The sequence below is a fragment of the Salinispora vitiensis genome (assembly GCF_000378825.1).
Lineage (GTDB): Bacteria > Actinomycetota > Actinomycetes > Mycobacteriales > Micromonosporaceae > Micromonospora > Micromonospora vitiensis.
On record NZ_KB900388.1, the window covers coordinates 359,236 to 385,240 of the forward strand.

Annotated in this window: 28 protein-coding genes; 18 read left to right on the forward strand and 10 right to left on the reverse strand. The window is 71.7% G+C overall.

Annotated elements, in window-relative coordinates:
* Positions 1–22 precede the first annotated feature (22 nt).
* Complete coding sequence (locus SALPAC2_RS0101735) at positions 23–1,234, reverse strand: cysteine desulfurase-like protein (protein WP_018214910.1); 1,212 nt, start codon at positions 1,232–1,234, stop codon at positions 23–25.
* A gap of 71 nt (positions 1,235–1,305) precedes the next feature.
* On the opposite strand from SALPAC2_RS0101735, the gene SALPAC2_RS0101740 reads away from it, so the two are divergent.
* From SALPAC2_RS0101740 to SALPAC2_RS0101765, 6 genes are all read left to right on the forward strand, one after another.
* On the forward strand, positions 1,306–1,665 hold the full coding sequence (locus SALPAC2_RS0101740) for a hypothetical protein (protein ID WP_018214911.1): 360 nt from the start codon (positions 1,306–1,308) through the stop codon (positions 1,663–1,665).
* 249 nt (positions 1,666–1,914) lie between these two features.
* Positions 1,915–3,114: a mechanosensitive ion channel family protein gene (locus SALPAC2_RS0101745; RefSeq protein WP_018214912.1), complete on the forward strand. Its 1,200-nt coding sequence runs from the start codon at positions 1,915–1,917 to the stop codon at positions 3,112–3,114.
* A 347-nt stretch (positions 3,115–3,461) separates the two neighbouring features.
* Entirely contained in the window at positions 3,462–3,917 is a 456-nt protein-coding gene (locus tag SALPAC2_RS0101750) for a phage holin family protein (protein ID WP_018214913.1), read from the forward strand.
* Positions 3,914–4,228, forward strand: coding sequence for a DUF3618 domain-containing protein (locus SALPAC2_RS0101755; RefSeq protein ID WP_018214914.1), 315 nt, complete (start codon positions 3,914–3,916; stop codon positions 4,226–4,228). Before SALPAC2_RS0101750 ends, SALPAC2_RS0101755 begins: the two co-directional genes overlap by 4 nt.
* On the forward strand, positions 4,225–4,494 hold the full coding sequence (locus SALPAC2_RS0101760; protein ID WP_026184307.1) for a DUF4235 domain-containing protein: 270 nt from the start codon (positions 4,225–4,227) through the stop codon (positions 4,492–4,494). The genes SALPAC2_RS0101755 and SALPAC2_RS0101760 overlap by 4 nt, the downstream gene beginning before the upstream one ends.
* A gap of 295 nt (positions 4,495–4,789) precedes the next feature.
* On the forward strand, positions 4,790–4,993 hold the full coding sequence (locus tag SALPAC2_RS0101765) for a cold-shock protein (RefSeq protein WP_013732668.1): 204 nt from the start codon (positions 4,790–4,792) through the stop codon (positions 4,991–4,993).
* 114 nt (positions 4,994–5,107) lie between these two features.
* Here the strand turns inward: SALPAC2_RS0101765 and SALPAC2_RS0101770 are convergent, their stop codons facing one another.
* A complete protein-coding gene (locus SALPAC2_RS0101770) occupies positions 5,108–5,347 on the reverse strand; it encodes a hypothetical protein (RefSeq protein ID WP_018214916.1) in 240 nt (79 codons plus the stop codon).
* Complete coding sequence (locus tag SALPAC2_RS28135) at positions 5,341–5,472, reverse strand: hypothetical protein (protein ID WP_018214917.1); 132 nt, start codon at positions 5,470–5,472, stop codon at positions 5,341–5,343. The genes SALPAC2_RS0101770 and SALPAC2_RS28135 overlap by 7 nt, the downstream gene beginning before the upstream one ends.
* A gap of 81 nt (positions 5,473–5,553) precedes the next feature.
* Between SALPAC2_RS28135 and SALPAC2_RS0101780 the strand changes: the two genes are divergently transcribed.
* Together SALPAC2_RS0101780 and SALPAC2_RS0101785 are read left to right on the forward strand one after the other, a co-directional pair.
* Positions 5,554–6,348, forward strand: a complete 795-nt coding sequence (locus SALPAC2_RS0101780; RefSeq protein WP_018214918.1) for a trans-aconitate 2-methyltransferase — start codon at positions 5,554–5,556, stop codon at positions 6,346–6,348.
* A complete protein-coding gene (locus SALPAC2_RS0101785; RefSeq protein ID WP_018214919.1) occupies positions 6,345–7,367 on the forward strand; it encodes an adenosine deaminase in 1,023 nt (340 codons plus the stop codon). The genes SALPAC2_RS0101780 and SALPAC2_RS0101785 overlap by 4 nt, the downstream gene beginning before the upstream one ends.
* Before the next feature lie 194 nt (positions 7,368–7,561).
* Here the strand turns inward: SALPAC2_RS0101785 and SALPAC2_RS0101790 are convergent, their stop codons facing one another.
* Positions 7,562–8,635 (reverse strand): HAMP domain-containing sensor histidine kinase, encoded by a 1,074-nt coding sequence (locus tag SALPAC2_RS0101790; RefSeq protein WP_026184308.1) that lies wholly within the window; start codon positions 8,633–8,635, stop codon positions 7,562–7,564.
* A gap of 29 nt (positions 8,636–8,664) precedes the next feature.
* Positions 8,665–9,354: a response regulator transcription factor gene (locus tag SALPAC2_RS0101795; protein WP_018214921.1), complete on the reverse strand. Its 690-nt coding sequence runs from the start codon at positions 9,352–9,354 to the stop codon at positions 8,665–8,667.
* Positions 9,355–9,427: 73 nt separating this feature from the next.
* Here SALPAC2_RS0101795 and SALPAC2_RS0101800 point away from each other — a divergent pair, with 73 nt between their 5' ends.
* The 3 genes from SALPAC2_RS0101800 to SALPAC2_RS0101810 all read left to right on the forward strand — a co-directional run bounded on the left by SALPAC2_RS0101800 (position 9,428) and on the right by SALPAC2_RS0101810 (position 13,028).
* A complete protein-coding gene (locus tag SALPAC2_RS0101800; RefSeq protein ID WP_018214922.1) occupies positions 9,428–10,348 on the forward strand; it encodes an ADP-ribosylglycohydrolase family protein in 921 nt (306 codons plus the stop codon).
* A gap of 87 nt (positions 10,349–10,435) precedes the next feature.
* Positions 10,436–12,451: a threonine--tRNA ligase gene (gene thrS, locus SALPAC2_RS0101805; RefSeq protein ID WP_026184309.1), complete on the forward strand. Its 2,016-nt coding sequence runs from the start codon at positions 10,436–10,438 to the stop codon at positions 12,449–12,451.
* 64 nt (positions 12,452–12,515) lie between these two features.
* Positions 12,516–13,028: an HIT family protein gene (locus tag SALPAC2_RS0101810; RefSeq protein WP_018214924.1), complete on the forward strand. Its 513-nt coding sequence runs from the start codon at positions 12,516–12,518 to the stop codon at positions 13,026–13,028.
* A 121-nt stretch (positions 13,029–13,149) separates the two neighbouring features.
* On the opposite strand, the gene SALPAC2_RS0101815 is transcribed toward SALPAC2_RS0101810, so the two are convergent.
* Positions 13,150–15,303, reverse strand: coding sequence for an elongation factor G-like protein EF-G2 (locus SALPAC2_RS0101815; protein ID WP_018214925.1), 2,154 nt, complete (start codon positions 15,301–15,303; stop codon positions 13,150–13,152).
* A gap of 251 nt (positions 15,304–15,554) precedes the next feature.
* On the opposite strand from SALPAC2_RS0101815, the gene pgsA reads away from it, so the two are divergent.
* The 7 genes from pgsA to SALPAC2_RS0101850 all read left to right on the forward strand — a co-directional run bounded on the left by pgsA (position 15,555) and on the right by SALPAC2_RS0101850 (position 21,629).
* Complete coding sequence (pgsA, locus tag SALPAC2_RS0101820) at positions 15,555–16,190, forward strand: phosphatidylinositol phosphate synthase (protein ID WP_018214926.1); 636 nt, start codon at positions 15,555–15,557, stop codon at positions 16,188–16,190.
* A gap of 22 nt (positions 16,191–16,212) precedes the next feature.
* Positions 16,213–17,145 carry a phosphatidylinositol mannoside acyltransferase gene (locus tag SALPAC2_RS0101825; RefSeq protein ID WP_018214927.1) on the forward strand — a complete coding sequence of 311 codons (933 nt, stop codon included), beginning with the start codon at positions 16,213–16,215 and terminating at the stop codon, positions 17,143–17,145.
* Positions 17,146–17,161: 16 nt separating this feature from the next.
* Positions 17,162–18,322 carry a glycosyltransferase family 4 protein gene (locus tag SALPAC2_RS0101830; protein WP_018214928.1) on the forward strand — a complete coding sequence of 387 codons (1,161 nt, stop codon included), beginning with the start codon at positions 17,162–17,164 and terminating at the stop codon, positions 18,320–18,322.
* Between the two features lie 63 nt (positions 18,323–18,385).
* The gene (locus SALPAC2_RS0101835) at positions 18,386–18,880 is read left to right on the forward strand and encodes a hypothetical protein (protein ID WP_018214929.1); all 495 of its coding nucleotides are present in this window, start codon (positions 18,386–18,388) and stop codon (positions 18,878–18,880) included.
* A 124-nt stretch (positions 18,881–19,004) separates the two neighbouring features.
* The gene (pdxS, locus tag SALPAC2_RS0101840) at positions 19,005–19,925 is read left to right on the forward strand and encodes a pyridoxal 5'-phosphate synthase lyase subunit PdxS (protein WP_026184311.1); all 921 of its coding nucleotides are present in this window, start codon (positions 19,005–19,007) and stop codon (positions 19,923–19,925) included.
* 109 nt (positions 19,926–20,034) lie between these two features.
* Positions 20,035–20,640, forward strand: coding sequence for a pyridoxal 5'-phosphate synthase glutaminase subunit PdxT (gene pdxT, locus SALPAC2_RS0101845; RefSeq protein ID WP_018214931.1), 606 nt, complete (start codon positions 20,035–20,037; stop codon positions 20,638–20,640).
* A 239-nt stretch (positions 20,641–20,879) separates the two neighbouring features.
* Entirely contained in the window at positions 20,880–21,629 is a 750-nt protein-coding gene (locus tag SALPAC2_RS0101850) for a YebC/PmpR family DNA-binding transcriptional regulator (protein ID WP_018214932.1), read from the forward strand.
* Positions 21,630–21,705: 76 nt separating this feature from the next.
* Here the strand turns inward: SALPAC2_RS0101850 and SALPAC2_RS0101855 are convergent, their stop codons facing one another.
* From SALPAC2_RS0101855 to SALPAC2_RS0101870, 4 genes are all read right to left on the reverse strand, one after another.
* Positions 21,706–22,767, reverse strand: coding sequence for an ABC transporter permease (locus tag SALPAC2_RS0101855; RefSeq protein ID WP_018214933.1), 1,062 nt, complete (start codon positions 22,765–22,767; stop codon positions 21,706–21,708).
* Positions 22,764–23,648 (reverse strand): ABC transporter ATP-binding protein, encoded by an 885-nt coding sequence (locus SALPAC2_RS0101860; RefSeq protein ID WP_018214934.1) that lies wholly within the window; start codon positions 23,646–23,648, stop codon positions 22,764–22,766. The genes SALPAC2_RS0101855 and SALPAC2_RS0101860 overlap by 4 nt, the downstream gene beginning before the upstream one ends.
* 90 nt (positions 23,649–23,738) lie before the next feature.
* On the reverse strand, positions 23,739–24,431 hold the full coding sequence (locus SALPAC2_RS0101865; protein ID WP_018214935.1) for a response regulator: 693 nt from the start codon (positions 24,429–24,431) through the stop codon (positions 23,739–23,741).
* Positions 24,428–25,720, reverse strand: a complete 1,293-nt coding sequence (locus SALPAC2_RS0101870; protein WP_018214936.1) for a sensor histidine kinase — start codon at positions 25,718–25,720, stop codon at positions 24,428–24,430. The genes SALPAC2_RS0101865 and SALPAC2_RS0101870 overlap by 4 nt, the downstream gene beginning before the upstream one ends.
* Positions 25,721–26,005 lie beyond the last annotated feature (285 nt).

A 26,005-nucleotide genomic window follows, 5' to 3' on the forward strand; every position in this document is an offset into this window, starting at 1 on the left:
GCTGATCGCGGGCCGAGGCGTGTCAGCGGCTGGGGGAGAGCCTCGCCACCTCCTCGAGGAGCCGATCCACTTCGGTAACGGTGTTGTAGTGGTACAGGCTGACGCGTACCGCTCCGCCGCTGTCCCGCAGCCCCAACGTCTGGAAGTACTCGTAGGCGTAGTAGTCACCGGCGGAGAGGCAGAACCCCGCCGCGCCGAGCGCCGCCTGGGTCTCCGCCGGAGACCGGCCGGCCAGCCGGAAGGAGACCGTGGGGCAGCGCCGGGCCGGCGAGCCGAGCACGGTGACCGCGGGCAGGTTGGCGAGACCGTCGAGCAGCCGGTCCAACAGCCCCTCCTCGTACGCCCGGGCCGCGCTCAGGCTGCTCCGCAGCCGCTCCCGTCGGCTCCCAGTGGCCGTCGGGTCCAGCCCGGCGAGGTGGTCCACGGCGACGGCAGTGCCGGCCAGCAGCGGAAAACTGGGCGTGCCGTACTCGAATCGATCAGGTACGGAGTCGGCGGAGGGGCGCAGCTTCGCCGGGTGCAGGCGCTCCCAGCACGCCGGATCCGCCGCCACCGCGGCCACGTGCGGGCCGGACCACTTGTAGGCGCTGGTGACCAGGAAGTCAGCGCCCAACGCGGTGCGGTCGGTCGGACCGTGCGGCACCGAGTGCACACCGTCCACGCAGACCAGCGCTCCGACGGCGTGCGCTGCCTTGGCGATCGCCACCACGTCGGGCATCGTGCCGATCGCGTTGCTGGCGGCGGTGACCGCCACCAACCGGGTCCGCTCGTTGACCAGATCGGGGTACTGGCCGGCCGGCAGCTCGCCGCTGTGCGGATCGAACTCCGCCCACCGTACGGTGGCGCCCGCCGCCTCGGCTGCCTGGATCCACGGCCGGACGTTGGCGTCGTGGTCGAGTCGGGACACCACCACCTCGTCGGCCGGCCGCCAGGTTGAGGCGAGGGCGCGGGCCAGGGTGTAGGTGAGCGCGGTCGCGCTCGGGCCCAGCACCACCCCCTCCGGGTCCGTGCCGAGCAGGTCGGCCACGGCCGTACGGGCGGCGGCCACCAGCTCCAGCGAGCGGCGGCCGGGAAGGTTGCCGCCGCTGCGGTTGCCCAGTGCCGTACCCATCGTCTCGGTCACCGCGGCGATCACCGGCGCGGCGGTCTGGGTGCCGCCGGCACCGTCGAAGTGGACGTGCCCCTGTGCCAGGGCGGGATATGCGGCCCGAATGCGGGCGATGTCGAACGGCATGAGCGGACCCTAACCCGCGCCACCGAAAACGGCGGAGAGCCGGTACAGCGACCGTCTCGTACCCTTGGGCCGTGACGAACCGATGCGCTTCCCTCCCCCCGAAAACCCCCCGTCGCACCGCCGGCCTCCTCGTCGGCCTGGCCCTCGGCGCCGCCGTGTTGGCCGGCTGCGGCTCCGCCGAGGGAGTCTCCACCGACTGTGGGCTGGACGGCTGCACAGTTACCTTCGACCGCGAGACCAACGCCGAGGCCAGCATCCTCGGGGTCGAGGCCAAGTTGATTGGTGCCCAGGACGACGAGGTGACCGTCGAGGTCGCCGGCGAGCAGCTCACCCTCACCACCGGGCAGCCAGCCGCCGAGGTCGGCGGGCTCTCGGTCACGTTGGAGAACGTCACCGCCGACCAGGTCGCTATCCAGGTGGCGCAGGGCTGAGTTCCCTCGTCCCGGGGCGGACTTTTCACCCGCTCCGGGACGGCGTCTCCGGGGCTACTGCCGCCGGCGTGGCGTACGGTAGCTCCCGGGCAGGTGCTGTCAGCGTCGTCACTCCGGCACCCCCCTTCGGTGCCTTCTGTCTCCTCCGCTGCCGTGACCAGAAGGTCGGAACTGGTCGGCCCGGCCGATCAACGGCACCATTGGGCCTTCGCCGGGCGTCCCGACGTTCGGCGGTGAGGAGGAGAGACCGTGCAGAGCTACCTCGGGACGATCATCGCCGCGGTTGCCGCCGCGGCGGGCGCCCTGTTAGTGGTCGGCGTCACGCACCGGATATTCCGGCGGCTCGGCCAGCGTTCGCTGCTGTTGACCGGGCTGGCCCAGCACGCGCACCGCGCGTTCCAGGTGGCGGCGACCATCCTCGCCGTGCAGTTCGCCGTGCGGTTCACCACCCGCAACTTGGAGGAAACCGGCTGGCTCGAGGCCCTCCTGCACATCCTGGTGCTCGGGGTGATCGCCGCCACCGCCTGGCTGGTCGCCGCGTTGCTGGTGGTGCTCGAGGACACCGCACTCGCCCGGTTCCAGGCCGAGGTGGCGGACAACCGGCACCGTCGGATCCGTACCCAGGTGGTGCTCCTGCGCCGGTTGACCATCGCGGTGGTGGTCTTCCTGGCGCTCGGCGTGATGCTGATGACCTTCCCCGCCGTCCGTGGGGTCGGTGCCGGCGTGCTGACCAGCGCTGGTCTGGTGGGTGTGGTGGCGGCGTTGGCCGCGCAGAGTCTGCTGGGCAACGTCTTCGCCGGTCTCCAGCTCGCCTTCAGCGACGCCGTACGCCTCGGCGACGTGGTGGTCGTGGACGGGGAGTGGGGTCGGATCGAGGAGCTGACCCTCAGCTACGTGGTGTTGCGAATCTGGGACGACCGGCGGTTGATCCTGCCCACGTCGTACTTCACCAGCCAGCCGTTCCAGAACTGGACCCGGAGCGAGGCCGCGGTGCTCGGCACCGCCGAGTTCGATGTCGATTGGTCGATCTCGGTGCAGGCGATGCGGGAGGAGCTGCGTCGGCTGGCGGAGGGCAACGAACTGTGGGATGGCCGGGTCTGCGCGTTGCAGGTGACCGACGCGACCGGCGGCATGATCAAAGTGCGCGCGTTGGTCAGCGCGGCGAACGCCGGCAACCTCTGGGACCTGCGCTGTCTGGTCCGTGAGCACCTGGTTGCCTGGGTGTGGAAGCAGCGGCCGACCGCGATGCCCCGAATGCGGGCCGAGGTCGGTGACACCGGGGGTGGCCAGCCGTGGCAGTGGGATGCGCCCCGTCGCCCGTCGCCGGCCGGCCGGCTCGCCGACGGTGCCGGTTCCGACGATGCCCGGATCTTCGGCGGCAGCGAGGATGGCGCCGCCCGCAGCGAGGCCTTCGTCGGCCCGGACGAGCCGGCCGACTCCCGCCGCTGATCGCCTCCGCCCCGCTGGTCGCCTCCGTCCCCTCGCTGGTCGCCTCCGCCCCGCCGCTGGTCGCCTCCGCCCTCTCGCTGGTCGCTTTCGTGCTGCGGGCTTGTCTTGCCGGAGGGCGGCCCGCGACGGGCATCCGCCACGACCGTCGGCTGCGCCGGCTTGGCCGGACGGGTTAGCGTGACGTGGTCGGGCGGGGGACGTTGGGCCGAGTGCGGAACGTTTGGAACGGCGTTTTGGGGGGACCTGCTGCGCGACCCCTGACCTGCGCCGGGTGGTGTGGCTCGGGCGATGGTCGACGGACGGCTCCCCGGAGGCATGAAGCGCGGTGATGAGGAGAGGAGGACAGCATGGCTGACGTGGCGAATGCCCGTCCAACCCAGGCCGGGAGCGAGCCGTCCACCGCCGAACTGGTGCAGCGGGCCACCGAGCAGGTCTCCCGGCTGGTCCGCGACGAGTTGGCGTTGGCCCGGGCGGAGCTGGCCCAGAAGGGGAAGCACGCCGGGATCGGCGTCGGCCTCTTCGGTGGCGCCGGGATGCTGGCGCTGTACGGGCTCGGTGCGCTCGTGGCGACCGTGATTCTGCTGCTCGCCCTGGTTTTGCCCGCCTGGGTGGCGGCTTTGATCGTCGCGGTGGTGCTCTTCGTCGCCGCCGGGGTCCTCGCCCTGGTGGGTAAGAAACAGGTCAGTCAGGCGGTCCCGCCGGTGCCGGCGAGCACGGTGCGCAGCGTCCGGGCGGATGTCGATACCGTCACCGCAGCGATGAAGGATGGGAAGGCCGCAGCGCAGGACGGGAGACCGGCATGACGGGTAATGGGCGGGCCCGCGGGGACACTGAGGCGCTCCGCGAGGAGATCCGGCGGACCCGGGTCGAGCTCAGCGAGACGATGGAGGCGCTGGCCGCCAAGGCTGATGTGAAGAAGCGGCTGCGTTCCTCGACCGAGCAGGCGAAGGGGCGGATGCGGGAGCAGGCGACCGCGGCGGCGGCGCGGGTGCGCGGGCGGGCCCGGCCGCGCGGTGAACGGGTCCACGGCAGCCCGGTGCCGTTCACCGTGTTGGCTGCGGGCGCGGCGGTCGCCGTCGCCGTACTGATGATCGTCAGGGGGAGGCGTCGGTGAGTAGAGGGTTGGGGAAGGCCGCGTACAAGCCGGTCGGCATTCTGTTGGGTTTCGCCGCCGGTGCCGCGGCGGGTGCCATCTTCGAGCAGGTGTGGAAGGTGGCGGGTGCTGGCGCGGCGCCGAGCGCCACCGACGAGGACCGCGGTTGGGGCGAGATCCTGGCTGCGGCGGCGTTGCAGGGGGCGATATTCGCGGTTGTCCGGGCGGCGGTGGACCGGGGCGGAGCGGTGGGGATGCGCCGGGTGACCGGCAACTGGCCGAAGTGACCTCGGCTCTGTGAGCTGGATCCCTCGCCGAATTCGGGTGACGTGGGGCCTTTTCGTTGGTTTGCGGGGGGTCGGCCGGGCCGATCTTAGGCAGCCGACAGGTCACATGTCAGAGAATTTCGTCCGGTAGGCTGTGCAGAGTTTTTGCGTACGTGGTTTGCTGTTCCACGCTGTTGACGAGATGGCGTGGGTTGAGAGAAGTCTCCTTCAGGGGGGCCGCCTCAGGCGCCGCTGCTCGAAAACGGCCAACCGGCCGCACGGCGTGCACGGCCGCCAGTTTTAGAAGGAGATACACATGGCGCAGGGAACCGTGAAGTGGTTCAACGCTGACAAGGGCTTCGGCTTCATCACCGTCGACGGCGGGGGTGCTGACGTGTTCGTCCACTTCTCGGCCATCCAGTCCAGCGGCTACCGCACGCTGGAGGAGAACCAGCGGGTGGAGTTCGAGATCGCCCAGGGTCAGAAGGGTCCGCAGGCCGAGCAGGTCCGCCCCCTCTGAGCTACGTTGACCGGCGGACCGTCGGTCAGTGGCTGATCCGGCTCGCCCGGATCGACACGAGCCCCGCATCCCTTCCCGGGATGCGGGGCCTCGTCGTTTTCGGGTCGGTTGGGTTCAGCGGCGGCGGGTGCGGAGGCCGAGCCAGAGCGAGACCAGCCCGGCGAGCGCGAGCGCCGGACCGGCGAAGGCCCAGAGCCGCACGTCGGTCATCACGCTGCCCGCGATGTATCCCAGCCCCTGCACGGTCCAGAGGGCGCCGAGCACCACGGCCAGCAGCCCGAGTGCCAGCGCCAGCCAGCCCCGCAGCACGAATTCGCGTTCTCGCCCGCCGGGGGCGCCCGTCCCGTTCACCACCGGTCGTGCACCTGCGGCCGGACCAGGTCGTTGTAGACGGTGCCCTGGTCGGCTCCGAGCTGCCAGGTGCCGAGGCCGACCACGCTGACGGCGCGGTTCAGCCGGGAAAGGGTGCGCTGCTCCATGAGGTGAGCCTAGTGATTCGGGCTGGTCCGGACTCCGGTGGGCCACATTTCAACAAGACGTACGTACGGTCTGGAGGGGTTATGTGGGATCCGACAACGTACCTGCGCTACGGCGACGAACGGGCCCGGCCGTTTCACGACCTGCTCGCCCGGGTGCCGACCACCCGGCCCCGTGCGGTGGTCGACCTCGGCTGCGGGCCCGGCACACAGACCACGATCCTCGCCGAACGCTGGCCCGGCAGCCGGGTCACCGGCATCGACGCCGCACCGGAGATGATCGAGCGGGCCGCCTCGTTGGACAGTCCGGTGGAGTTCGCCGTCGCCGACGTCCGACACTGGCGCCCCGGCCGGGACCAGGACGTGGTCATCAGCAACTCACTGCTCCAGTGGGTGCCCGAGCACCGGGACCTGCTCACCCGCTGGGCTCGGGAACTGCCGGCCGGCGCCGTCCTCGCCGTGCAGGTGCCGGGCAACTTCGACGCGCCGTCGCACCGGGCACTGCGGACGGTGGCCAACCGCCCGGCCTGGCGTACGGTGCTCGGCCCGCTGCTGCGCGCCGCGCCCGTGGACGACGCGGTCGGCTACGCCCGGCTGCTGGCCGCCGCGGGGTCCGCGGTGGACGCTTGGGAGACTAGCTACGTGCACCTGCTTCCGGCTCCGGCTGACGCCGACCATCCGGTGCTGAGCTGGATGGAGGGGACCGCGCTGCGTCCGGTGCGCGCCGCGCTCGACCCCACCGGCTGGGCCGACTTTCGCAGGGAACTGAGCGTACGGCTCGCCGAGGCGTACCCGGTGCAGCAGGGCCAGGTGTACTTTCCGTTCCGCCGCGTCTTTTTCGTTGCCCGTACCGCCGCCCGCGTGGAGGAGAACCTGTGACCGACCTGTCCACCTTTATCGCCGGCCTGCCCAAGGTTGAGTTGCACGTGCACCACGTTGGCTCCGCCTCGCCCCGGATCGTCGCCGAGTTGGCCGCCCGGCACGAGGGGCGCAGCCCGGTCCCGGCCGACCCGGCGGCCCTCGCCGACTACTTCGCCTTCCGCGACTTCGCCCACTTCGTTGAGATCTACCTGAGCGTGGTGGACCTGATCCGGGATCAGGAGGATGTCTGGCTGCTCACCCACGAGGTGGCCCGGGAGCTGGCCCGTCAGCAGGTCCGCTACGCGGAGTTGACCGTCACCCCGTACTCGCACGTGCGCCGGGGCATTCCCGCGCCGGCGTTCTGCGAGGCGATCGAGGACGCCCGCAAGCGGGCGGCGGCCGACTTCGGCATCGAGCTGCGCTGGTGCTTCGACATCCCGGGGGAAGCCGGTCTGCCGGCGGCCGAGGAGACCCTGCGGATCAGCCTGGACGAGCGTCCCGATGGTCTGATCAGTTTCGGGTTGGGTGGACCGGAGGTCGGTGTACCCCGACCCCAGTTCAAGCCATACTTCGATCAGGCCCGCGCGGCCGGCCTTCGGTCGGTGCCGCACGCGGGGGAGACCACCGGGGCGCGGACCGTCTGGGACGCGCTGCGCGACCTGGGCGCCGAACGGCTCGGGCACGGCATCTCGGCGGTCGAGGACCCGGAATTGCTGGAGTTCCTGGCCGAGCGGCAGCTTGCCCTGGAGGTGTGTCCGACCTCCAACGTCCGCACCCGCGCGGTGGCCCGCATCGAGGAGCACCCGTTGCCCCGGCTGGTCGAGGCCGGGCTGTTGGTCACGATCAACTCCGATGACCCGCCGATGTTCGGCACCACCCTCAACGACGAGTACGCGGTGGCCGCCCGGCTGCTCGACCTCGGTCCACCGGGCGTAGCCGCGCTGGCCGGCAACGCGGTGACCGCGTCCTTCCTCGACCCCGCGAGCAAGCAGCGGATCGCCGGGGAGATCGACGCCTACCTGGCAACCGCGTCCTGAGCGGGGTGCGCGCGGCGGGGAGGAGGGGGGAACGGGTTCCCGCCGCGCGCACGGCTTCACCGGCCGAGGCTGCCTGGGCGGCGGGCCGGCGAAGTGGTGGGTTTGCCTCCTGATCATGGCAGGCTGATGTCGGCGTAGCGCCGGTGTTAAGCGGGATCTAAGGAGAACTTAGGCGCCGGCACAGCTTGGGTAGCTCAGCGATCAGCCGGGCGGTGGCGGTTCCAGCGCCGGCCGCCGTCGGCGTGGTCGCGGGCCTCCCGGGCCCTCCGGCCCACCAGGCCGAACCGGCTGACCTGCCGCGGCGCCGCCTCCGGGTCGGCCAGCAGCATCACCACGCTCGCCCCGCCCAGCTGGGCGCGGTCGATGCTGACCGAGCCGTTGGCCTGCACCGCGACCCGCTTCGCGATGTCCAGGCCGAGCCCGGTCGAGCCACGGTCGCTGGCACCCCGGCGCAGCGCCCGGTCCGGGTCTGCGACCCCCAGCCCGGCATCGTCGATCCGGATGGCGACGTATCCGTCCCGCCGGGAGACCGCCACCTCGAACGCCGTTCCCTGGGGCGTGTACCGGAACACGTTGCCGATCACCGCGTCCAGCGCGGCGGCCAGCTCCGCCCGTGGCACCGGCGCCGGAATGCGCAGCTGCGCACCGGTGACCCGGAACGGCCGGTTCTGGTCGCCGGCGAGCGCGGACCAGAACCGCATCCGTTCCCGGACCACCTCGCTGACATCGCAGCTGCCCGGCGCGGTCTCCTGCGTGGCCGCCTTACGGGTCGTCTTGATCAACTGGTCGACCTCGTCCTCCAGGGTGGCGATCGCCTGCCGGATCCGCCGGATTCCACGCCGACGATCCAGCTCCGCCTCGCTGAAGATTCCGATGCTGGTGTCGTCCGGGTCCAGCGCCTCGGCGTCCAACCGAAGCGCGGTCAGCGGCGTGCGTAGCCGGTGGGATAGGTCGGCCACCAGTTCCCGCTCGTCCGCGCGAGTGGCGACCAGGTGCTCGGCCATCCGGTTGAACGCGTACCCGGCCGCAACCAACTCTCCTGGGCCGCTCGGCTCCACCCGGACGTTGAGGTCGCCCGCGCCGAGGGCCAGCGCTCCCTCCGTCAGGTCTCGGGCCGCGTGCACGGTGCGCGCCGCTACCCGATCAACCGCCAACACCGCGGTAGCGACCAGCGTCACCCCCACGCCGACCGGAAGCCACCACGGGCTCCCCTCGCCGAGACCGGTGGCCGACAGCACCACGAACGCGAGGGCCGTGAGCGTGCACACACCCACCACGGTCAGGGCCAGTGACCACCTCAGCCGGGTACTACCAGCCGGAGGCCCACCCCCCGCACGGTGCGCAGGTAGCGCGGCTTCGCCGCGGTCTCGCCCATCTTGCGGCGTAGCCAGTAGAGGTGAACGTCGATGGTCTGGTCCTCGCCGACCGACGGTTGTCGCCATACCTCCTCCAAGAGTTCCCGGCGCGACACTACCCGGCCCGGTCGTGCCGCCAGGTACGCCAGCAGGTCGAACTCCTTGCGGGTCAGCGCCAACGGCTCCCCGTCCAGCTCGGCGCTGCGTTCGCCGACGTCGATGCGGAGGCCGCCGACCTCGTGCACCGCGGGCTGGACCGTCCGGCTGGCCCGACCGGCCCGCCGCAGCACGGTCGTGATCCGGGCGTCCAGGTGTGCGCCGGTGAATGGCTTGACCATGTAGTCGTCCGCACCGGCGCGCAGCAGCCGGACGACCGACTGTTCATCGTCGCGGGCGGTGGCGATGATGATCGGGATATCGGTGATGCCCCGCAGCATCCGCAGGGCGTCGGAACCGTCGAGGTCGGGCAGGCCCAGGTCGAGTACGACGAGGTCGGGGGTCTCCGCCGCCACCCGGCGCAGGGCTTCGAGCGCGGTGCCGACGGCATGCACGGCGTGCCCCCGGCCGGTGAGGGAGCGCAGCATCGCGCCGCGGACGACGTGATCGTCTTCGACCAGGAGCACGGTGGCCACCCCAAGACGGTACTCGGCCCGGCAAGGTGGGCGCGTTGCGGCACCGCGGTGAAACCGGCAAGCTGGTAAAACGATGTCCTTCACCCTCTTCGCCGACACGAGACTCGCGCTCGCCCGGGACGCGTTGGCCGGGTTGTCGGTCGGTGACGCCCTCGGCTCCCAGTTCTTCGTCCCCGGTCGCCGGCCGGCCGACCTGGCCGCCGGCCAGCTCCCGCCGTCCCCGTGGGCCTGGACCGACGACACCGAGATGGCCTGCTCGGTCGTCGCCGCGCTCGCCGAGACCGGGCGGATCGACCGGGACGCCCTCGCCCTGGCCTTCGCCGAGCGGTGCGAACCGTACCGGGGCTACGGTCCCGGGGCGGTCGGCATTCTGCGGCTGATCCGCACCGGCACCCCATGGCCGGTGGCCGCGGCCTCCGCCTTCGCGGGGCAGGGCTCCTGCGGCAACGGCGCGGCGATGCGGGTCGGGCCGCTCGGGGCCTACTTCGCTGACTCGAGCAGCCGCGCGGCGGCCCAGGCCCGCGCCTCGGCGGAGGTGACCCATGCCCACCCGGAGGGCGTCGCCGGTGCCGTCGCGGTGGCGGTGGCGGCGTCGCTGGCCGCCCGGGGCCGGCTGGACGGCCACCGCCCGGAGCCAGCGCGACTACTCGCGGGAGTGGCCGCCGCGCTGGACCCGACGAGCGAGGTGCATCGGGGGGTCCGGGTGGCCGCCCGGCTGCTCGGCCGGCACCCGGAGGTGGCCGTCGCCGAACTCGGCAACGGGTCGCGGGTCACCGCGCCGGACACCGTCCCCTTCACCTGCTGGGTCGCCGCCAGTCACCTCGACGACTACCCGACGGCCGTGCGGATCTGCGTCGAGGCGGGCGGGGACGTGGACACCACCGCGGCGATCGCCGGTGCGATCGTCGCCGCACACACCGGGGTTGGTACCCCGGCCGGAGTGCCGACCGAGTGGCTGGCCGCCCGCGAACCGCTGCCGGACTGGTTGCCCTGAGCGCCGACGGCCCGGCCGTGACGGGTGCGCCCTGGGTGGACCGATAGCATCGGCAGCGAGTCGTACCGTCTGCCCTGAGGAGTCACCGTGTCCGCACCCCGAAACCCCGTTGTGGCCGACCCCGTCGTCGTGGCCGCCGGGACGACGGCGGCCGACGCGGTCGCGGCGGCCGGACTGCCGATGACCGGTCGCAGCGCGGTCGTGGTGGTGCGGGACCCGCAGGGCCAGCTTCGCGACCTGGACTGGACCCCGGAACAGGAGACCGTGGTCGAGCCGGTGGGCATCGACACCCCGGACGGGCTGGCCGTGCTGCGGCACTCCACGGCCCACGTGCTCGCCCAGGCCGTGCAGGATCTCTTTCCCGAGGCGAAGCTGGGCATCGGCCCGCCGATCGAGAACGGCTTCTACTACGACTTCGCGGTTGACCAGCCGTTCCAGCCTGCGGACCTGACGAAGCTGGAAAAGCGGATGCAGGAGATCATCAAATCCGGTCAGCGGTTCCGCCGCCGCCGCTTCCGGGACCGGGACGAGGCCCGCGGCGAGCTCGCGGCCGAGCCGTTCAAGCTGGAGCTGATCGAGCTCAAGGGCGACGGGCTGGACTCCTCCCAGGTGATGGAGGTTGGCGGCGGGGAACTGACCAGCTACGACAACCTCGCCGCCGACACGGACAAGGTTTGCTGGTCGGACCTGTGCCGTGGCCCGCACCTGCCGAACACCCGACTGATCGGGGCGTTCAAGCTGATGCGGTCGGCTGCCGCCTACTGGCGTGGTTCGGAGAAGAACCCACAGCTGCAGCGGGTGTACGGCACCGCTTGGCCGACGCGGGACGAGCTGAAGGCGTACCTGCGGTTGCTGGAGGAGGCCGCCCGGCGGGACCACCGCAAGCTCGGTGCCGACCTCGACCTGTTCAGCTTCCCCGACGAGATCGGCTCCGGCCTGCCGGTGTTCCACCCCAAGGGCGGCGTGCTCAAGCGGACGATGGAGGACTACGTCCGGTCCCGGCACGTCGAGGAGGGCTTCGACTACGTCGGCACCCCGCACATTTCGAAGGAAGGCCTCTTCCACACCTCGGGCCACCTGCCGTACTACGCCGACGGGATGTTCCCGCCCATGCAGTTCGAAGGGGCGGACTACTACCTCAAGGCGATGAACTGCCCGATGCACAACCTGATCTACCGGTCGCGCGGGCGCTCCTACCGGGAGCTGCCGATGCGGCTGTTCGAGTTCGGCTCGGTCTACCGGTACGAGAAGTCCGGCGTCATCCACGGGCTGACCCGAGTGCGCGGCTTTACCCAGGATGACTCGCACTCCTACTGCACTAAGGAGCAGGCGCCCGCGGAGATCAAGCACCTGCTGGCCTTCGTGCTCGGCCTGCTGCAGGACTTCGGCATCACCGACTACTACCTCGAGCTGTCCACCCGCGACGAGACCAAACCGGACAAGTTCGTCGGCTCCGCCGAGGACTGGGCGACGGCGACGGCGGTGCTGGAGCAGTGCGCCCGGGACACCGGGCTCGAGCTGGTGCCGGACCTGGGGGGCGCCGCCTTCTACGGCCCGAAGATCTCGGTCCAGGTCAAGGACGCCATTGGCCGCACCTGGCAGATGTCGACGATCCAGTACGACTTCAACCAGCCGGCCGGCTTCGGGCTGGAGTACCAGGCAGCCGACGGCAGCCGGCAGCAGCCGATCATGATTCACTGCGCGAAGTTCGGCTCGATCGAGCGCTTCATCGGCGTACTCACCGAGCACTACGCCGGAGCGTTCCCCGCCTGGCTGGCGCCGGTGCAGGTGGTCGGCATCCCGATCCGCACCGAGCACACCGAGTACCTGGACGGCTTCGTCGCCGCGCTGCGGGCGGCCGGCGTACGGGCCCAGGTCGACGCCGGTGACGACCGGATGCAGAAGAAGATCCGGACCGCCCAGCAGCAGAAGATTCCGTTCATGGTGATCGCTGGCGACGACGACGTGGCGGCGGGCACCGTGTCGTTCCGCTACCGGGACGGCTCCCAACGCAACGGGGTGCCGGCGGCCGAGGCGGTCAACCACGTCCTCGATGTGGTCAACTCCCGCGCCAACCACGGACCTTCGGCTGCCGAGGAGTGACGGGCACCCGGGCCGTAGGATCGCTGCTGTGACTGGGGCGGAGGAACACACCAACAGCGATGCTATGGCCGACGGCCTGGACCGGCTCTGGACGCCCCATCGGATGACCTACATCTCCGGCGGGGACCGGCCCGAGGGCGGATACGAGCGGCCCACCGGCTGCCCCTTCTGCCTCGCTCCCCGGCGGTCGGAGCCGGAGAACCTGGTCGTGGCGCGGGGCGAGCACGTGTTCGTGGTGCTCAACCTGTACCCGTACAACCCGGGGCACCTGCTGGTCTGCCCCTACCGGCACGTGGCCGACTACACCGACCTCGATGACCGGGAGACGGCGGAGCTGGCCGCCGCCACCCAGACCGCCATGCGCGTCATCCGTAAGGTCAGCAGTGCCCATGGCTTCAACCTCGGGATGAACCAGGGTGGGGTCGCCGGTGCGGGTATCGCCGCGCACCTGCACCAGCACGTGGTGCCCCGGTGGGGCGGTGACGCCAACTTCATGCCGGTGATCGGCCAGACCAAGGTCCTGCCGCAGCTGCTCGGCGACACCCGGGCGTTGCTGGCCAGCGCCTGGCCCTCCTGACCCCACGATCCCGCGGCGCCGGCCACCGCCCCCGCGACCCCGGCCACCGCCCCCACGACCCCGCGGCGCCGGCCACCCTCATCGGCGGGCCGAAGGCGGTGACCGCCGTCGCGGTACCCGGTCAGCCGCGTTCCGCCCGGACCCGGTCGGCCTGGTGGCTGGGCATGGGTTCGTAGCGGGCGAACTCGCGGCGGAAGGTGCCCGTACCGGCGGTCATTGAACGCAGCTCCACGGCGTAGCGGAGGAGTTCGGTCGCGGCCACCTCGGCGCGGACCAGGGTTCGCCCCTCGGCGGTGGGGTCGGGCTCGGTGCCGAGCACCCGGCCGTGGCGGCCGGAGAGGTCGCCCAACACCGCGCCGACCGACGCGTCGGGCACCCGGATGACCACCTCGTCAACCGGTTCCAGCAACGTCGGCTGGCCCTTGTCGGCCGCGTCCTTGAGCGCCAGCGCCCCGGCGGTCTGGAACGCCGCGTCGGAGGAGTCGACGCTGTGCGCCTTGCCGTCCACGAGGGTCACCCGCAGGTCCACCAGGGGGGCGCCGGCCGTCAGCCCGCGCTCCAGCTGGGCCCGGACCCCCTTCTCCACCGACGGGATGTAGTTGTGCGGTACGGCTCCGCCCACCACCCGGCTGACGAACTCGAAGCCGGCGCCCCGGGGTAGCGGTTCCACCTCGATGTCGCAAACCGCGTACTGGCCATGTCCGCCGGACTGCTTGACGTGCCGGCCGTGCCCCTTGGCGGCCACGGTGAACGTCTCCCGCAGGGCGACCCGCACCGGTGTCGTGTCCAGCTCCACCCCACCGCCGCGCAGCCGTTCCAGCACCACGTCGGCGTGCGCCTCGCCCATGCACCAGAGCACCAGCTGACGGGTCTCGCTGTCGCGGTGTAGCCGCAGGGTGGGGTCACCGGCCACCAGCCGGGCGAGGTTGCGGGCGAGGGCGTCCTCGTCGGCCCGGGTGTGCGCCACGATCGCCACCGGCAGCAGCGGCTCCGGCATCTCCCAGGGCGCGACCAGCAGCGGGTCGTCCTTGGCCGAGATGGTGTCGCCGGTCTCCGCGCTGCCCGACTTGGTGAGCGCACAGAGGTCACCGGCGACACCGGCGCGCACCTCGCGCAGCGCCGCGCCGAGCGGTGAGTAGAGGTGGCCGACCCGTTCGTCGGCGTCGTGGTCGGGGTGGCCACGGTCGGCCAGGCCGTGCCCGGAGACGTGTACGACCTGTTCGGGGCGGAGCGTGCCGGAGAAGACCCGGACCAGGGAGACCCGCCCCACATGCCGGTCGATGGTGGTCTTGACCACCTCGGCGACCAGTGGCCCGTCCGGGTCGCAGGTCAGCGGGGGGCGAGGCGTGCCATCCACCCCGGTTACCGCCGGGAGGTCGTGTTCCAGTGGTGCGGGGAAGCCCGCGGTGAGCACTTCCAGGAGGGCGTCGAGCCCGACCCCGGTCTGCGCGCAGACCGGCACCACCGGATAGAAGTGACCGCGCGCGACCGCCTTCTCCAGATCCTCGATGAGGATGTCGGTGCCGATCTCGGCACCTTCGAGGTACCGGTCCATGAGGGTCTCGTCCTCGCTCTCGGCGATGATTCCCTCGATCAGTTCGTTGCGGGACTCGACGATCGCCGGCAGGTGTTCCGGGTCCGGCTCCCGTACCTCGGCGGGCAGCCCGGCGGTGTAGTCCAGGACCCGGCGGGTGACCAGCCCGAGCAGGCCGGCGGTGGAGACGCCGTCGTCGCCGAGCATCGGCAGGTAGAGCGGGAGTACGTTGTCGCCGAACACCCGCTGGCAGAGGGCGACCGCCTCGTCGAAGTCCGCGCGCGGGTGGTCCAGCCGGGAGACGGCCACCGCCCGGGGCATGTTCACGGCCGCGCACTCCTCCCACAGCGCGGCGGTGGTGGCGTCCATCCCGTCCACGGCGGAGACGACGAAGAGCGCGGCGTCGGCGGCCCGCAGCCCGGCCCGCAGCTCGCCGACGAAGTCGGCGTAACCGGGGGTGTCCAGCAGGTTGACCTTGATCCCGTCGTGCACGAGCGGCGCGCAGGCCAGGGTCACCGACCGTTGTTGGCGGATGGCAGCCGGATCGTGGTCGCAGGTGGTGGTGCCGTCGGTGATGTTCCCGGCGCGGCCGATCGTGCCGGTCGCCGCGAGCAACGCCTCGACCAGGGTCGTCTTGCCGGCGCCGGAGTGCCCGACGAGCACCACGTTGCGGATGTCTCCGGGGCGGGTCACCGCCGGTACCGCGCCGGCGCCCCCTTTGTCCTGACTCTTCTGCGCCATCGGCGCACCTCCCTCAGCCGGATGTGTGGTGGCGACCGCCGCGCGCGAGAGAAAGCGGCCTGGGGCGGCTGCGCGGCGATATCCTCCGGGGTGCTGCTGCCAAGCGGGAACGGGGATAGGCGGAGCGGTGAGCTGCCTCACCTTTCTGGGTCGATCAGACACCCCGAGGCCGGTACGGCACAAGTTCCCCCGGGCGGGTCGCCCGACCGTCCGTACCGCTGGGGGCACCGGACCGTTATCGTGGGACCGCCATGGCGAAGATCTTCCAAGTGACGGCCCGTGCGGGCATGACCCGCGTCGTCGAACCGGTCGCGCGCCGCCTGCTCCGCGCGGGCGTCACCCCCAACACGGTCACCGTGACGGGCACCCTCGGGGTGCTCGTCGGAGCACTCGGCTTCGGAGCCCGCGGTCATCTCGTCGCCGGCGCGTTGATCGTCACCGTCTTCGCTCTCACCGATCTGCTGGACGGGACGATGGCCCGGATGAGCGGTGGCTCCACCCGGTTCGGGGCGTTCCTCGACTCGAGCATGGACCGGGTCGCCGACAGCGCGGTCTTCGGTGCGGTGGCCTACTACCTCGCCACCGAGGGTGACCATGCGGGGCTCGCCGCCGCGCTGCTCTGCCTGGCCGCCGGTGGACTCGTCTCGTACGTGAAGGCGCGGGCCGAAGGGCTGGGCCTGACCTGCAACGTGGGCATCGCCGAACGTACGGAGCGGCTGCTGATCGTCGGTGTCGGGGGCCTGCTGGCCGGGCTGGGCCTGAAGGTCGCCCTGCCAGTCGCGCTCTGGCTGCTCGCAGCGGTCTCGATCTTCACGGTGGGGCAGCGGATGGCCCACGTGTACCGGCAGGCCCAGCAGCTCCCCACCGCCTCGGGCGGGCAGGGGTGAGGGCGGTCGAGGGGTGGCGCCGATGAACCTCACCGAGCTGGCCTACCTCGCGGGCTGGCGTGCGGTCCGCGCACTGCCCCGGCCGGTGGCGGCCACCGTCTTCCGGGCGGGCGCCGACCACACCCACCGCCGCGGCGGTGCGGGCGCGGCCCGGCTCCGCGCCAACCTGCGCCGAGTGGTGGGTCCGGAGGTTTCCGAGGCCGAGCTGGACGAGCTGGTTCGCGCCGGGCTGCGCTCCTACGCCCGGTACTGGATGGAGGCGTTCCAACTGCCGACGCTGAGCCGGGCCGAGGTGCTCGCCGGATTCCGGCTCGAGGGCCAGGAGCTGCTCGCCGCGGATGTGGCCGCCGGCCGGGGCGCGATCGTGGCGTTGCCGCACGCCGGCAACTACGACATGGCGGGTGCCTGGGTCGCGGCGATGGGCTGGCCGATCGCCACCGTCGCCGAGCGGCTCAAGCCCGAGGGGATCTACCAGCGTTTCCTCGCCTTCCGGCGGGGTCTGGGGATGGAGATCCTGCCCACCCACGGCGGCGAACGGCCCGCCTTCGACGTGCTGCTTGACCGGCTGAACGCGGGCTACGTGGTGCCGCTGCTTGCCGACCGGGACCTGTCGGCCCGGGGCGTGCCGGTCGACTTCTTCGGCTCCGCTACCCGGATGCCGCCCGGCCCGGCCCTACTGGCGCTGCGTACCGGTGCGCCGCTCTACGTCGCCTCCTTGTGGTACGAGCCGGAGGTCGCGTGTGCCAGGATCGAGGGGCCACTGGAGCCGCCCGGTCCCGAGCAGGGCCCGCTCGATGCACGGGTGCGGATACTGGCCCAGCGGGTCGCCGATCATCTGGCGGCGGGCGTGGCCCGCCATCCGCAAGACTGGCACATGTTGCAACGGATGTGGCTGGACCAGCGCGCCACACCAAACGGCGCGGCGCGGTCCTCGCCGCCTACCGGACAGGTCTGAGGGGAGGGGCGCCAACGTGCGGATCGGCATCGTGTGCCCGTACTCCCTGGATGTGCCCGGCGGCGTGCAGAACCACGTGATGGACCTCGCCGAGGCGCTGATCGGGCTCGGGCACGAGGTGAGTGTTCTAGCCCCCGCGGACGAGGAGTCGGAGCTACCGCCGTACGTGGTGCCGGCCGGTCGGGCGGTTCCGCTGCCGTACAACGGCTCGGTGGCCCGGATCGCCTTCGGTCCGGTCTCCACCGCGCGGGTCCGTCGCTGGATCAACCGGGGCGACTTCGACGTGCTGCACGTGCACGAGCCGCTGGCGTTGAGCCTGTCGATGCTCGCCGTGCTCTGCACGCGGGGGCCGGTGGTGGCGACCTTCCATACGGCGATGACGCGTTCCCGGGTGCTCGCCGCCGCCCAGGGGGTGCTCCAGATCGTGCTGGAGCGCATCACCGCCCGGATCGCGGTGAGTGCCCTGGCCCGCAAGGTGCAGGTTGAGCACATGGACGGCGGAGCGGTGGAGATCCCGAACGGGGTGGCTGTCGCGAAGTTCGCCGACGCCGAGCCGCTGCCGGGCTGGCCGGGCTCGTGCACTCCCGGCGACGGCGGCACGATCGGTTTCCTCGGCCGGTTCACCGAAGCCCGCAAGGGCTTCCCGGTGCTGCGGGACGCGTTCGTGTCGTTGGCCGGTGAGCGTCCCGGGCTGCGTCTGCTGGTCGCCGGTCCCGGTGATTCGGCCGACCTGTACGACCAGTTCCCGGCCGAGCTGCGGGACCGCATCACCTTTCTCGGGCTGGTCTCCGAGGCGGACAAGGCGCGCATGTTGCGCAGTGTCCACCTCTACGTGGCCCCGAACACGGGCGGGGAGTCGTTCGGCATGATCCTCACCGAGGCGCTCGCGGCGGGGACCGCGGTTGTGGCGAGCGATCTCGACGCGTTTCGCCGGGTGCTGGACCGGGGCCGGGCCGGCCGCCTGTTCCGCACCGGCGACTCGGCGGCGCTGCGGGCGGCGTTGGCCGACCTCCTGGACGATACGGACGCGCGGACCGAACTGACCGCGTACGCGGATCAGGTGGTGGCGGCGTTCGACTGGCCCACGGTCGCCCGCCGGATTCTCGAGGTGTACACCGCCGCGATCGAGGCCGCTGACGGCCGGGTGATCGACCAGGAGTGGGTGGGGCTGGGCTGACCGGTGGGTCGGCGGTAGCGGGGAGGCCGGCGGAGGGAACGGAGCAGCACTACGATGCCGGGCATGTGGTGGTTGGTGGGTGCGACGCTGGTCGGCGCGTTGCTGGCGACGTACCTCGTTTGGACCGCCGGCCGGGTCGAACGGTTGCAGGACCGGGCGGAGCTCGCGGCCCGGGCGCTCGACGCCCACCTGCTGCGCCGGGCGGCGACCGCCGCGGTGCTCGCCGAACGTCGTTACGGCGACGAGTTGTACGCGGCGGCCCGCGTCGCACTGGACGTGCGGCCGGACGAGCGGGAGGCCGCCGAGAACGATCTGACCCGGCAGCTGCGGGCGTTGCAGCTGGAGCCCGGCGATCCGGACACCGAGTCCGTCATCGCCGCCAGCCGGCGGCTGGCCCTAGCCCGCCAGGTGCACACGGATCTGGTCCGGGACGCCCGCGCGGCTCGGGGCCGCCCGCTGGTGCGGCTGTTGCGGATGGGGCGGCGGCGCCCGTGGCCGCGGTACTTCGACATCGACGAACCAACGCTGGCCACCTCGGAGGACGTTGTCGAGGAGTGACCGGGTGCGTGATGGCGGACACAGGGCAGGCCACCATGGGTCTGATTGGCTGTCGGGCTGCCGGGTCGCTCCTCGTAGCATTCGCACCAGCCACTCGCGTGCACGTCCCTAGGAGCGATGAACCGTGCCCGATACCCAGACTTCGAATTCTTCCACCAACGCCCCGGTCACCGGCACCGCGCACGTGAAGCGGGGGATGGCCGAGATGCTCAAGGGCGGTGTGATCATGGACGTGGTCACCGCGGAGCAGGCCAGGATCGCCGAGGACGCCGGTGCGGTCGCGGTGATGGCCCTGGAGCGGGTCCCCTCGGACATCCGGGCCCAGGGCGGGGTCTCCCGGATGAGCGATCCGGACATGATCGACAGCATCATGGACGCGGTCTCGATCCCGGTCATGGCCAAGGCCCGGATCGGTCACCTCGTGGAGGCGCAGATCCTCCAGGCGCTCGGTGTCGACTACGTTGACGAGTCGGAGGTGCTGACCCCGGCCGACTACGCGAACCACATCGACAAGTGGGCCTTCACGGTGCCGTTCGTCTGCGGCGCGACCAATCTGGGTGAGGCGCTGCGGCGGATCACCGAGGGCGCGGCCATGATCCGGTCGAAGGGCGAGGCCGGCACCGGCGACGTCTCCAACGCCACCACCCACATGCGGGGGATCCGCACCGAGATCCGCCGGCTCCAGTCCCTGCCGACCGACGAGCTGTACGTGGCCGCCAAGGAGCTCCAGGCCCCGTACGAACTGGTCAGGGAGATCGCCGAGACGGGCAAACTGCCGGTGGTGCTTTTCACTGCCGGTGGTATCGCCACCCCGGCCGACGCCGCCATGATGATGCAGCTCGGCGCCGAGGGGGTCTTCGTCGGCTCCGGCATCTTCAAGGCCGACAACCCCGTCCAGCGGGCCGCCGCGATCGTCAAGGCCACCACCTTCCACGACGACCCGGAGATGCTGGCCAAGGTCTCCCGCGGGCTCGGCGAGGCCATGGCCGGCATCAACGCCGGCACCCTGTCGCAGTCGGACCGCCTGGCCGAGCGCGGCTGGTGAGGGGCGCGCGGCCCCGGCCGATCGGTGCGCCGCCCCGCGAGGTAGCCCGCTACACGCCGGCGGTCTGGCTGCCGGGGCTGCTCGCCACCCTCCGGAAGGAGGAGCGAACATGACGGCACCCGTCATCGGGGTGCTCGCGCTGCAGGGCGATGTCCGGGAGCACACGGCCGCCCTGGCGGCCGCGGGCGCGCACGCCCGCCCGGTCCGCCGCCCCACGGAGCTGGACACGGTTGACGGGCTGGTCATTCCGGGGGGCGAGTCCACCACGATCAGCAAGCTGGCCGACCTCTTCGAGCTGCGGGAGCCGATCGACAAGCGGATCGCCGCCGGCATGCCCGTCTACGGCTCCTGCGCCGGCATGATCATGTTGGCGAGTGAGGTGCTCGACGGCCGTGCTGACCAGCGCGGCTTCGCCGGCATCGAGATGACAGTTCGACGCAACGCGTTCGGGCGGCAGGTCGCCTCGTTTGAGGCACCGGTGAACCTGGCCGGCGTCGACGGCGGCCCACTCCACGCGCTGTTCATCCGGGCGCCGTGGGTCGAGCGCGTCGGCCGGGGCGTCGAGGTGCTCGGTACGGTGACCGAGGGCCCGGCGGCGGGTCGGATCGTCGCGGTCCGGCAGGAAAACCTGCTGGCGACCGCGTTCCATCCCGAGCTGACCGGCGACCGGCGCCTGCACGCGTACTTCGCGGACCTCGTCCGCGCCGCGATCTGAGCGGCCACCGGGTCGGGTCGGGCGAGCCCCGCCGGGTCGTGCCACCTCGGCGCGACCCGGTGGTGCCGTGCGGCGCTCACGCCCGGCTGCGGGCCACCGGTAGGATTGCCCGGCAGGGCCAGCTCTCCGCCGCGGCTTCCACCAGAGCCGGCCGGCACCCTCCGCGTACGTCGGGCGGGAGCGGGCGAGTGCGGTGCGGTGCGGTCGATGCAGACGGCGGGTAGCAACGGAGGTAGCGGATGTCCGGCCACTCAAAGTGGGCGACGACCAAGCACAAGAAGGCGGTCATCGACGCCAAGCGCGGCAAGATGTTCGCCAAGTTGATCAAGAACGTCGAGGTCGCGGCGCGGACCGGCGGCGGTGATCCGGCTGGTAACCCGACGCTCTACGACGCGATCCAGAAGGCCAAGAAGAGCTCGGTCCCCAACGACAACATCGACCGCGCGGTGAAGCGGGGCTCCGGCCTCGAGTCCGGCGGTGCCGACTACCAGACGGTCATGTACGAGGGCTACGGGCCCAGTGGCGTCGCGCTGCTGATCGAGTGTCTGACCGACAACCGGAACCGCGCCGCCACTGAGGTGCGGACCGCCCTCACCCGCAACGGCGGCTCGTTCGCCGATGCCGGCTCGGTGTCGTACCTGTTCAACCGCAAGGGCCTGGTGATCGTGGCCAAGGCCGGCACCACCGAGGACGACGTGATGCTGGCCGTCTTGGACGCCGGTGCCGAGGAGGTCAACGACCTGGGTGAGGCGTTCGAGGTGCTCTCCGAGCCGGGTGACCTGGTCGCGGTGCGTACCGCGCTGCAGGACGCCGGCATCGAGTACGAGTCGGCGGAGTCCTCACTCGTCCCGAGCATGAGTGTTCCGGTGGACGAGGAGGGCGCTCGGAAGGTCCTCAAGCTGATTGATGTGCTGGAGGACTGCGACGACGTGCAGAACGTCTTCGCGAACTTCGACGCCTCCGACGAGCTGCTCGCGCGCCTCGGCTGACCCGCCGTTGGTCGCGTGCGTCCCGTGGATCCGGCCCGGGGCCGGATCCACGGGACGCACTTTTTCCGGGTGAGCTTCAGTCCACTGTCTCTCGTTCCCGCCAGGCCGTCCGGAGTGAGGTGTTGCCGTTGGTCCGCAGCAGCGACCCCTCGTACACCCGGGCGCCGGCGGCCAGGACGGCGAGCGCGGTGACCAGGAGCAGGGCCAGGGACAGTGGCGGTTCCCAGCCGGCGGCTTCCCCGGTGAACAGCCGGAGCGGCATCGCGGTCGGTGCCGAGAACGGTACGTAGGACAGCACCTGCATGGCGAACGCGTTGTCACTGAGGAAGATCACCCCGAAGAACGGGATCATCACCACCAACTGGACCGGCATGGCCACCGTGCCAATGTCTTCCAGCCGGCTGACCAGGGCTCCCGCCGCCGCCCAGAGCGCGGCGATCAGGACGAAGCCGAGCAGGAAGTACGGCAGGAACCAGCCGATCGCCGGCCCGAGCAGGTTCAGCAGCTCGCTGTCACCGAAGAGCCGCAAGCCTACGACCGCGACGAGCGCCACCAGCGCGATCTGACCCAGGGCCAGCACGGTGCCGGCGATCATCTTGCCGAGGAGTAGGGCTTGTACCGGCACGGCGGCCACCAGGATCTCGACGATCCGGGTCTGTTTCTCCTCGATGATGCTCTGCGCGATCTGTACGCCGAAGGTCTGGGACGTGAGCAGAAAGACGAACGCGAAGACGAACGGCACCAGGGCCGCCCCCGGCGGTTCCGCCGGGGTGGGGTTCAGCAACCGTACCGGCGGTTCGACGCTGAGCGCCGCCACCACGTCGGCGGGGGCCTCCTCCCGCGCGAGCACGGTCGGCCCGGCGACCACCGCCGCGTCGGTGTCGCCGTCCCGAACCGCCCGTTCGGCGGCGGCGTCGTCGGGTACCTCGCGGACCTCGAGTCCGGCGGCGCGCAGCTCGGCCGAGACCGCCGGGGTGGCGGCCACGGTGGCGGGGCCGCCGGACAGTAGCGACGGCAGCGTCGTCGCGGCGGCGGCGATGAGCAGGAAAATCAGCGTACTGAGGAGAAAGGTGCGGTCGCGCAGCTTGGCCCGGACTTCACGGGCCGCGACCAGCTGGGTGGCGGCGAGGGTGTTCACAGGGCGACCTCTCGGAAGATCTCGGCCAGCGACGGGACGACGGGTCGGAACTCGCGGACGGGTCCACGGGCGAGCGCGGCGTGGAGTACCGGTTGCTCATCGGCCCCCCGGGGCAGCTCGAACACGGCGCGGGCGCCCTCGAGCTCGACCAGGGCCACGCCCGGGTGGTCGCGTAGCCAGCCGGCGTCGTTCTCTACCACCAGTTCGTAGCGGGGTGCGGTGTGCGTGGCCCGCAGCTGCGTTCGGCTGCCGGCGGCGCGGATCGTCCCCGCGCTGATAATCACCAGGTCGTCGCAGAGCCGCTCCACCACGTCCAGCTGGTGGCTGGAGAAGAGCACCGGCACCCCCGCGGCGGCCCGTTCCTTCAGCACGTCGACGACCGTGTCCACGGCCAGTGGGTCGAGGCCGGAGAAGGGCTCGTCGAGCACCAGCACCTCGGGGTCGGGGACCAGCGCGGCGACGATCTGGGCACGTTGCTGGTTGCCCAGCGACAGCTTCTCCAGCAGGTCGTTGCCGCGGTCGGCGAGACCGACCCGCTCCAACAACGTATCGGTGCTGCGCGCCGCAGCCGGCGCGGTCATCCCATGCAGCCGGGCCAGGTAGATGAGCTGTTCCCGGACCGCCATCTTCGGGTACAGGCCGCGTTCCTCCGGCATGTACCCGAAGCGCCGACGGACCGTCCGGGTCAGCGGCGCCCCCCGCCAGGTCACCTGGCCAGCGTCGGCGGCGAGCACGCCGAGGATGATGCGCATCGTGGTGGTCTTGCCGGCACCGTTGCCGCCGACGAAGCCGGTCATCCGACCGGCCTCCGCGTCGAAGGACACATTCTGGAGCACGCGGCGGCCACCGAAGCTGCGGTCGACGCCGTCGAGTCGGAGCATGTTCGTCACGCTGGCAACGCTAGATCACCTCGCGGCCCGTTCCGTCCCCCTGTAGGTGGACGACCGGCTCCACCCCGCGACGGAGGCGGGTCACCTGCCCGGCCGCACCACCCCGTGCTCGTACGCGAAGACCACCGCCTGCACCCGGTCCCGCAGGCCGAGTTTGACCAGCACCCGGCTGACATGGGTCTTCACGGTCGCCTCGCCGAGCCGGAGGGTGGCCGCGATCTCGGCGTTGCTCGCCCCGGAGGCGACCAGAACCAGCACCTCGTGCTCGCGTGGCGTGAGGTCCGGCAGCGCCCCGGCTGCCGTCGTTGGTTCGCCGCCCGGCCTGGCGAAGGCGGCGATCACTCGCCGGGTGAGTTCGGGGGCGATGAGGCCATCGCCGCGGGCGACCACCCGGATCGCCGCCACGAGCGCCTCCGGCGTGCCGTTCTTCAGCAGGAATCCGCTGGCTCCGGCGCGCAGCGCGGCGAACAGGTAGTCGTCCCGGTCGAAGGTGGTGAGGATCAACACCGCCGGAGCATGCGGTCGGGCCAGGTCCGCAACGATCCGGCGGGTGGCCTCCAGCCCATCGACCCGGGGCATCTCCACGTCCATCAGGACCACGTCCGGGCGGAGCGTCCCGGCCATGCTCACCGCCCGCTCGCCGTCCGCGGCCTCCCCGACGACCTGGATGTCGTCCTCCACCTCGAGGATGACCCGGAACCCGGTACGCACGAGGTGGTGGTCGTCGGCGAGCAGGATCCGGATGGCCCGGCTGGCCGCCGGCGCGGCGGTCACGCCGCCTGCCGCTCGGTCAGCGACAGCGGGAGGCGGGCCCGGACCCGCCAGCCGCCGGCGGCGCGGGGGCCAACCTCCAGCGTGCCACCGTGGGTGGCGGCCCGCTCGCGCATGCCGACCAGGCCCACCCCGTCGGCATTTGTCGTGCTGCTGCTGCGGCCGTCGTCGGTTACGTCCACCTCCACCTCGTGCGCCAGGTAGCGGATCCGCACGTCCAGGGTGGTCGCGCCAACGGCGTGTCTGAGCGTGTTCGTCACCGCTTCCTGCACGATCCGGTACGTCGCCTGGGAGATCGACTCCGGGATCGGCACCGGGTCGCCGTACACCCCCAACGCGGCTCCAAGGCCGGTCTCGCGCGCCCGCTCGACCACGGTGGCGACCTGGCCGATTCCGGGAGGCGGTTCGACGGTGTCCGGCTCGTGGTCGCGGGCCCGCAGGACGCCGAGCATCCGGCGTAGCTCGTCCACCGCCGTGCGGGCCGACTCCTCGACCGCGGCCAGTGCGATGCGGGCCTTGGCCGGGTCCCGGTCGAGGACCCGGCGGCCGGCGGCGGCCTGCACCCCCATCACCGAGACGTGGTGGGCGACGACGTCGTGCAGTTCCCGGGCGATCCGCACCCGCTCCCCGATCACGGCGTGCGCTCTGACCTCGGCCTGCGACCGGCGTAGCTCGTCGGCCTGCGCCTGGAGCTCGTGCTCGCGTAGGGCGGCCAGCCAGGCGATCTCACCGAAGAAGTAGGCGAGCCCGAAGAACAGGATGTTGACGAGTGCGCCACTGAGCACCGCGGCGATCGGCGGGGGGATCGGTCCCACGGCGTCGGCGAACGCCTCGGGGAGCGGGTCCGCCAGCAGACTGCGCAGCCGGATCGAGTACCAGATGCCCAGCCAACCCAACATGCCGGTGATCACGCCGATCCGAATCCGGCGGGCCAGGCGGCGGTCCTGTCCCCAGGCGCCGAGGGTGTAGATGGCGGTGAACAGTACCCCCGTGCTGATCTGCGTCTCGGGTGCGTAGCGGGCTTGTGCCGCGACGAAAGCGACCGAGATGACCAGCGTCGTCGCTACCGGGAATCGCCGCCGCCAGATCAGCGGTAGGCCCACCGCGACGGTCCAGAGCAGCTGTTCCGGGAACGACGGTGGCGGGCCGAGTAGGAACCAACCCGCGCCGCGGGTGAGGGTGAGGCTGGCTATCGCCAGTACGGTCACGGCCAGCCCCACGATGAGGTCCCGCCGTTGCTGCTCCGGGGTCGGCCCGGGCCGGCGCCAGTGCGTCCCCGCCACGGTATCCATCGGTCGACGATGTTATCTCGCCGGACCGGCGCTGCTCCCGGCACGGGCTGGTGCCGGAGCCGGTCGCTCCGGGTTTGCCCGCGGAACTGCGCCGACGGCGGGGAGAGTTTCCGCTACAGTCGCAGTGGTTGATGTGGAGGGTGGGCGCTGATGAGCGGCATCGAGCAGGGCGGGCCGAGCCCGGTGCTCGGCGTGCCCTCCGGCCCGCCAGCGCCTCGACCTACTCCGCCGGCGCCCCGCTGAGCGACGCTCCGTCGCCGGCGGGTCTCCGCGCCGGCAACCCTT

Bases quoted from the DNA above. Each gene is read 5' to 3' on its own strand.
- SALPAC2_RS0101735 (WP_018214910.1), bottom strand. From the start codon at position 1,234: ATGCCGTTCGACATCGCCCGCATTCGGGCCGCATATCCCGCCCTGGCA.
- SALPAC2_RS0101750 (WP_018214913.1), top strand. From the start codon at position 3,462: ATGGCTGACGTGGCGAATGCCCGTCCAACCCAGGCCGGGAGCGAGCCG.
- SALPAC2_RS0101755 (WP_018214914.1), top strand. From the start codon at position 3,914: ATGACGGGTAATGGGCGGGCCCGCGGGGACACTGAGGCGCTCCGCGAG.
- SALPAC2_RS0101765 (WP_013732668.1), top strand. From the start codon at position 4,790: ATGGCGCAGGGAACCGTGAAGTGGTTCAACGCTGACAAGGGCTTCGGC.
- SALPAC2_RS28135 (WP_018214917.1), bottom strand. From the start codon at position 5,472: ATGGAGCAGCGCACCCTTTCCCGGCTGAACCGCGCCGTCAGCGTGGTC.
- SALPAC2_RS0101780 (WP_018214918.1), top strand. From the start codon at position 5,554: ATGTGGGATCCGACAACGTACCTGCGCTACGGCGACGAACGGGCCCGG.
- SALPAC2_RS0101800 (WP_018214922.1), top strand. From the start codon at position 9,428: ATGTCCTTCACCCTCTTCGCCGACACGAGACTCGCGCTCGCCCGGGAC.
- SALPAC2_RS0101810 (WP_018214924.1), top strand. From the start codon at position 12,516: ATGGCCGACGGCCTGGACCGGCTCTGGACGCCCCATCGGATGACCTAC.
- SALPAC2_RS0101815 (WP_018214925.1), bottom strand. From the start codon at position 15,303: ATGGCGCAGAAGAGTCAGGACAAAGGGGGCGCCGGCGCGGTACCGGCG.
- pgsA (WP_018214926.1), top strand. From the start codon at position 15,555: ATGGCGAAGATCTTCCAAGTGACGGCCCGTGCGGGCATGACCCGCGTC.
- SALPAC2_RS0101825 (WP_018214927.1), top strand. From the start codon at position 16,213: ATGAACCTCACCGAGCTGGCCTACCTCGCGGGCTGGCGTGCGGTCCGC.
- SALPAC2_RS0101835 (WP_018214929.1), top strand. From the start codon at position 18,386: ATGTGGTGGTTGGTGGGTGCGACGCTGGTCGGCGCGTTGCTGGCGACG.
- pdxT (WP_018214931.1), top strand. From the start codon at position 20,035: ATGACGGCACCCGTCATCGGGGTGCTCGCGCTGCAGGGCGATGTCCGG.
- SALPAC2_RS0101850 (WP_018214932.1), top strand. From the start codon at position 20,880: ATGTCCGGCCACTCAAAGTGGGCGACGACCAAGCACAAGAAGGCGGTC.
- SALPAC2_RS0101860 (WP_018214934.1), bottom strand. From the start codon at position 23,648: ATGCTCCGACTCGACGGCGTCGACCGCAGCTTCGGTGGCCGCCGCGTG.
- SALPAC2_RS0101870 (WP_018214936.1), bottom strand. From the start codon at position 25,720: ATGGATACCGTGGCGGGGACGCACTGGCGCCGGCCCGGGCCGACCCCG.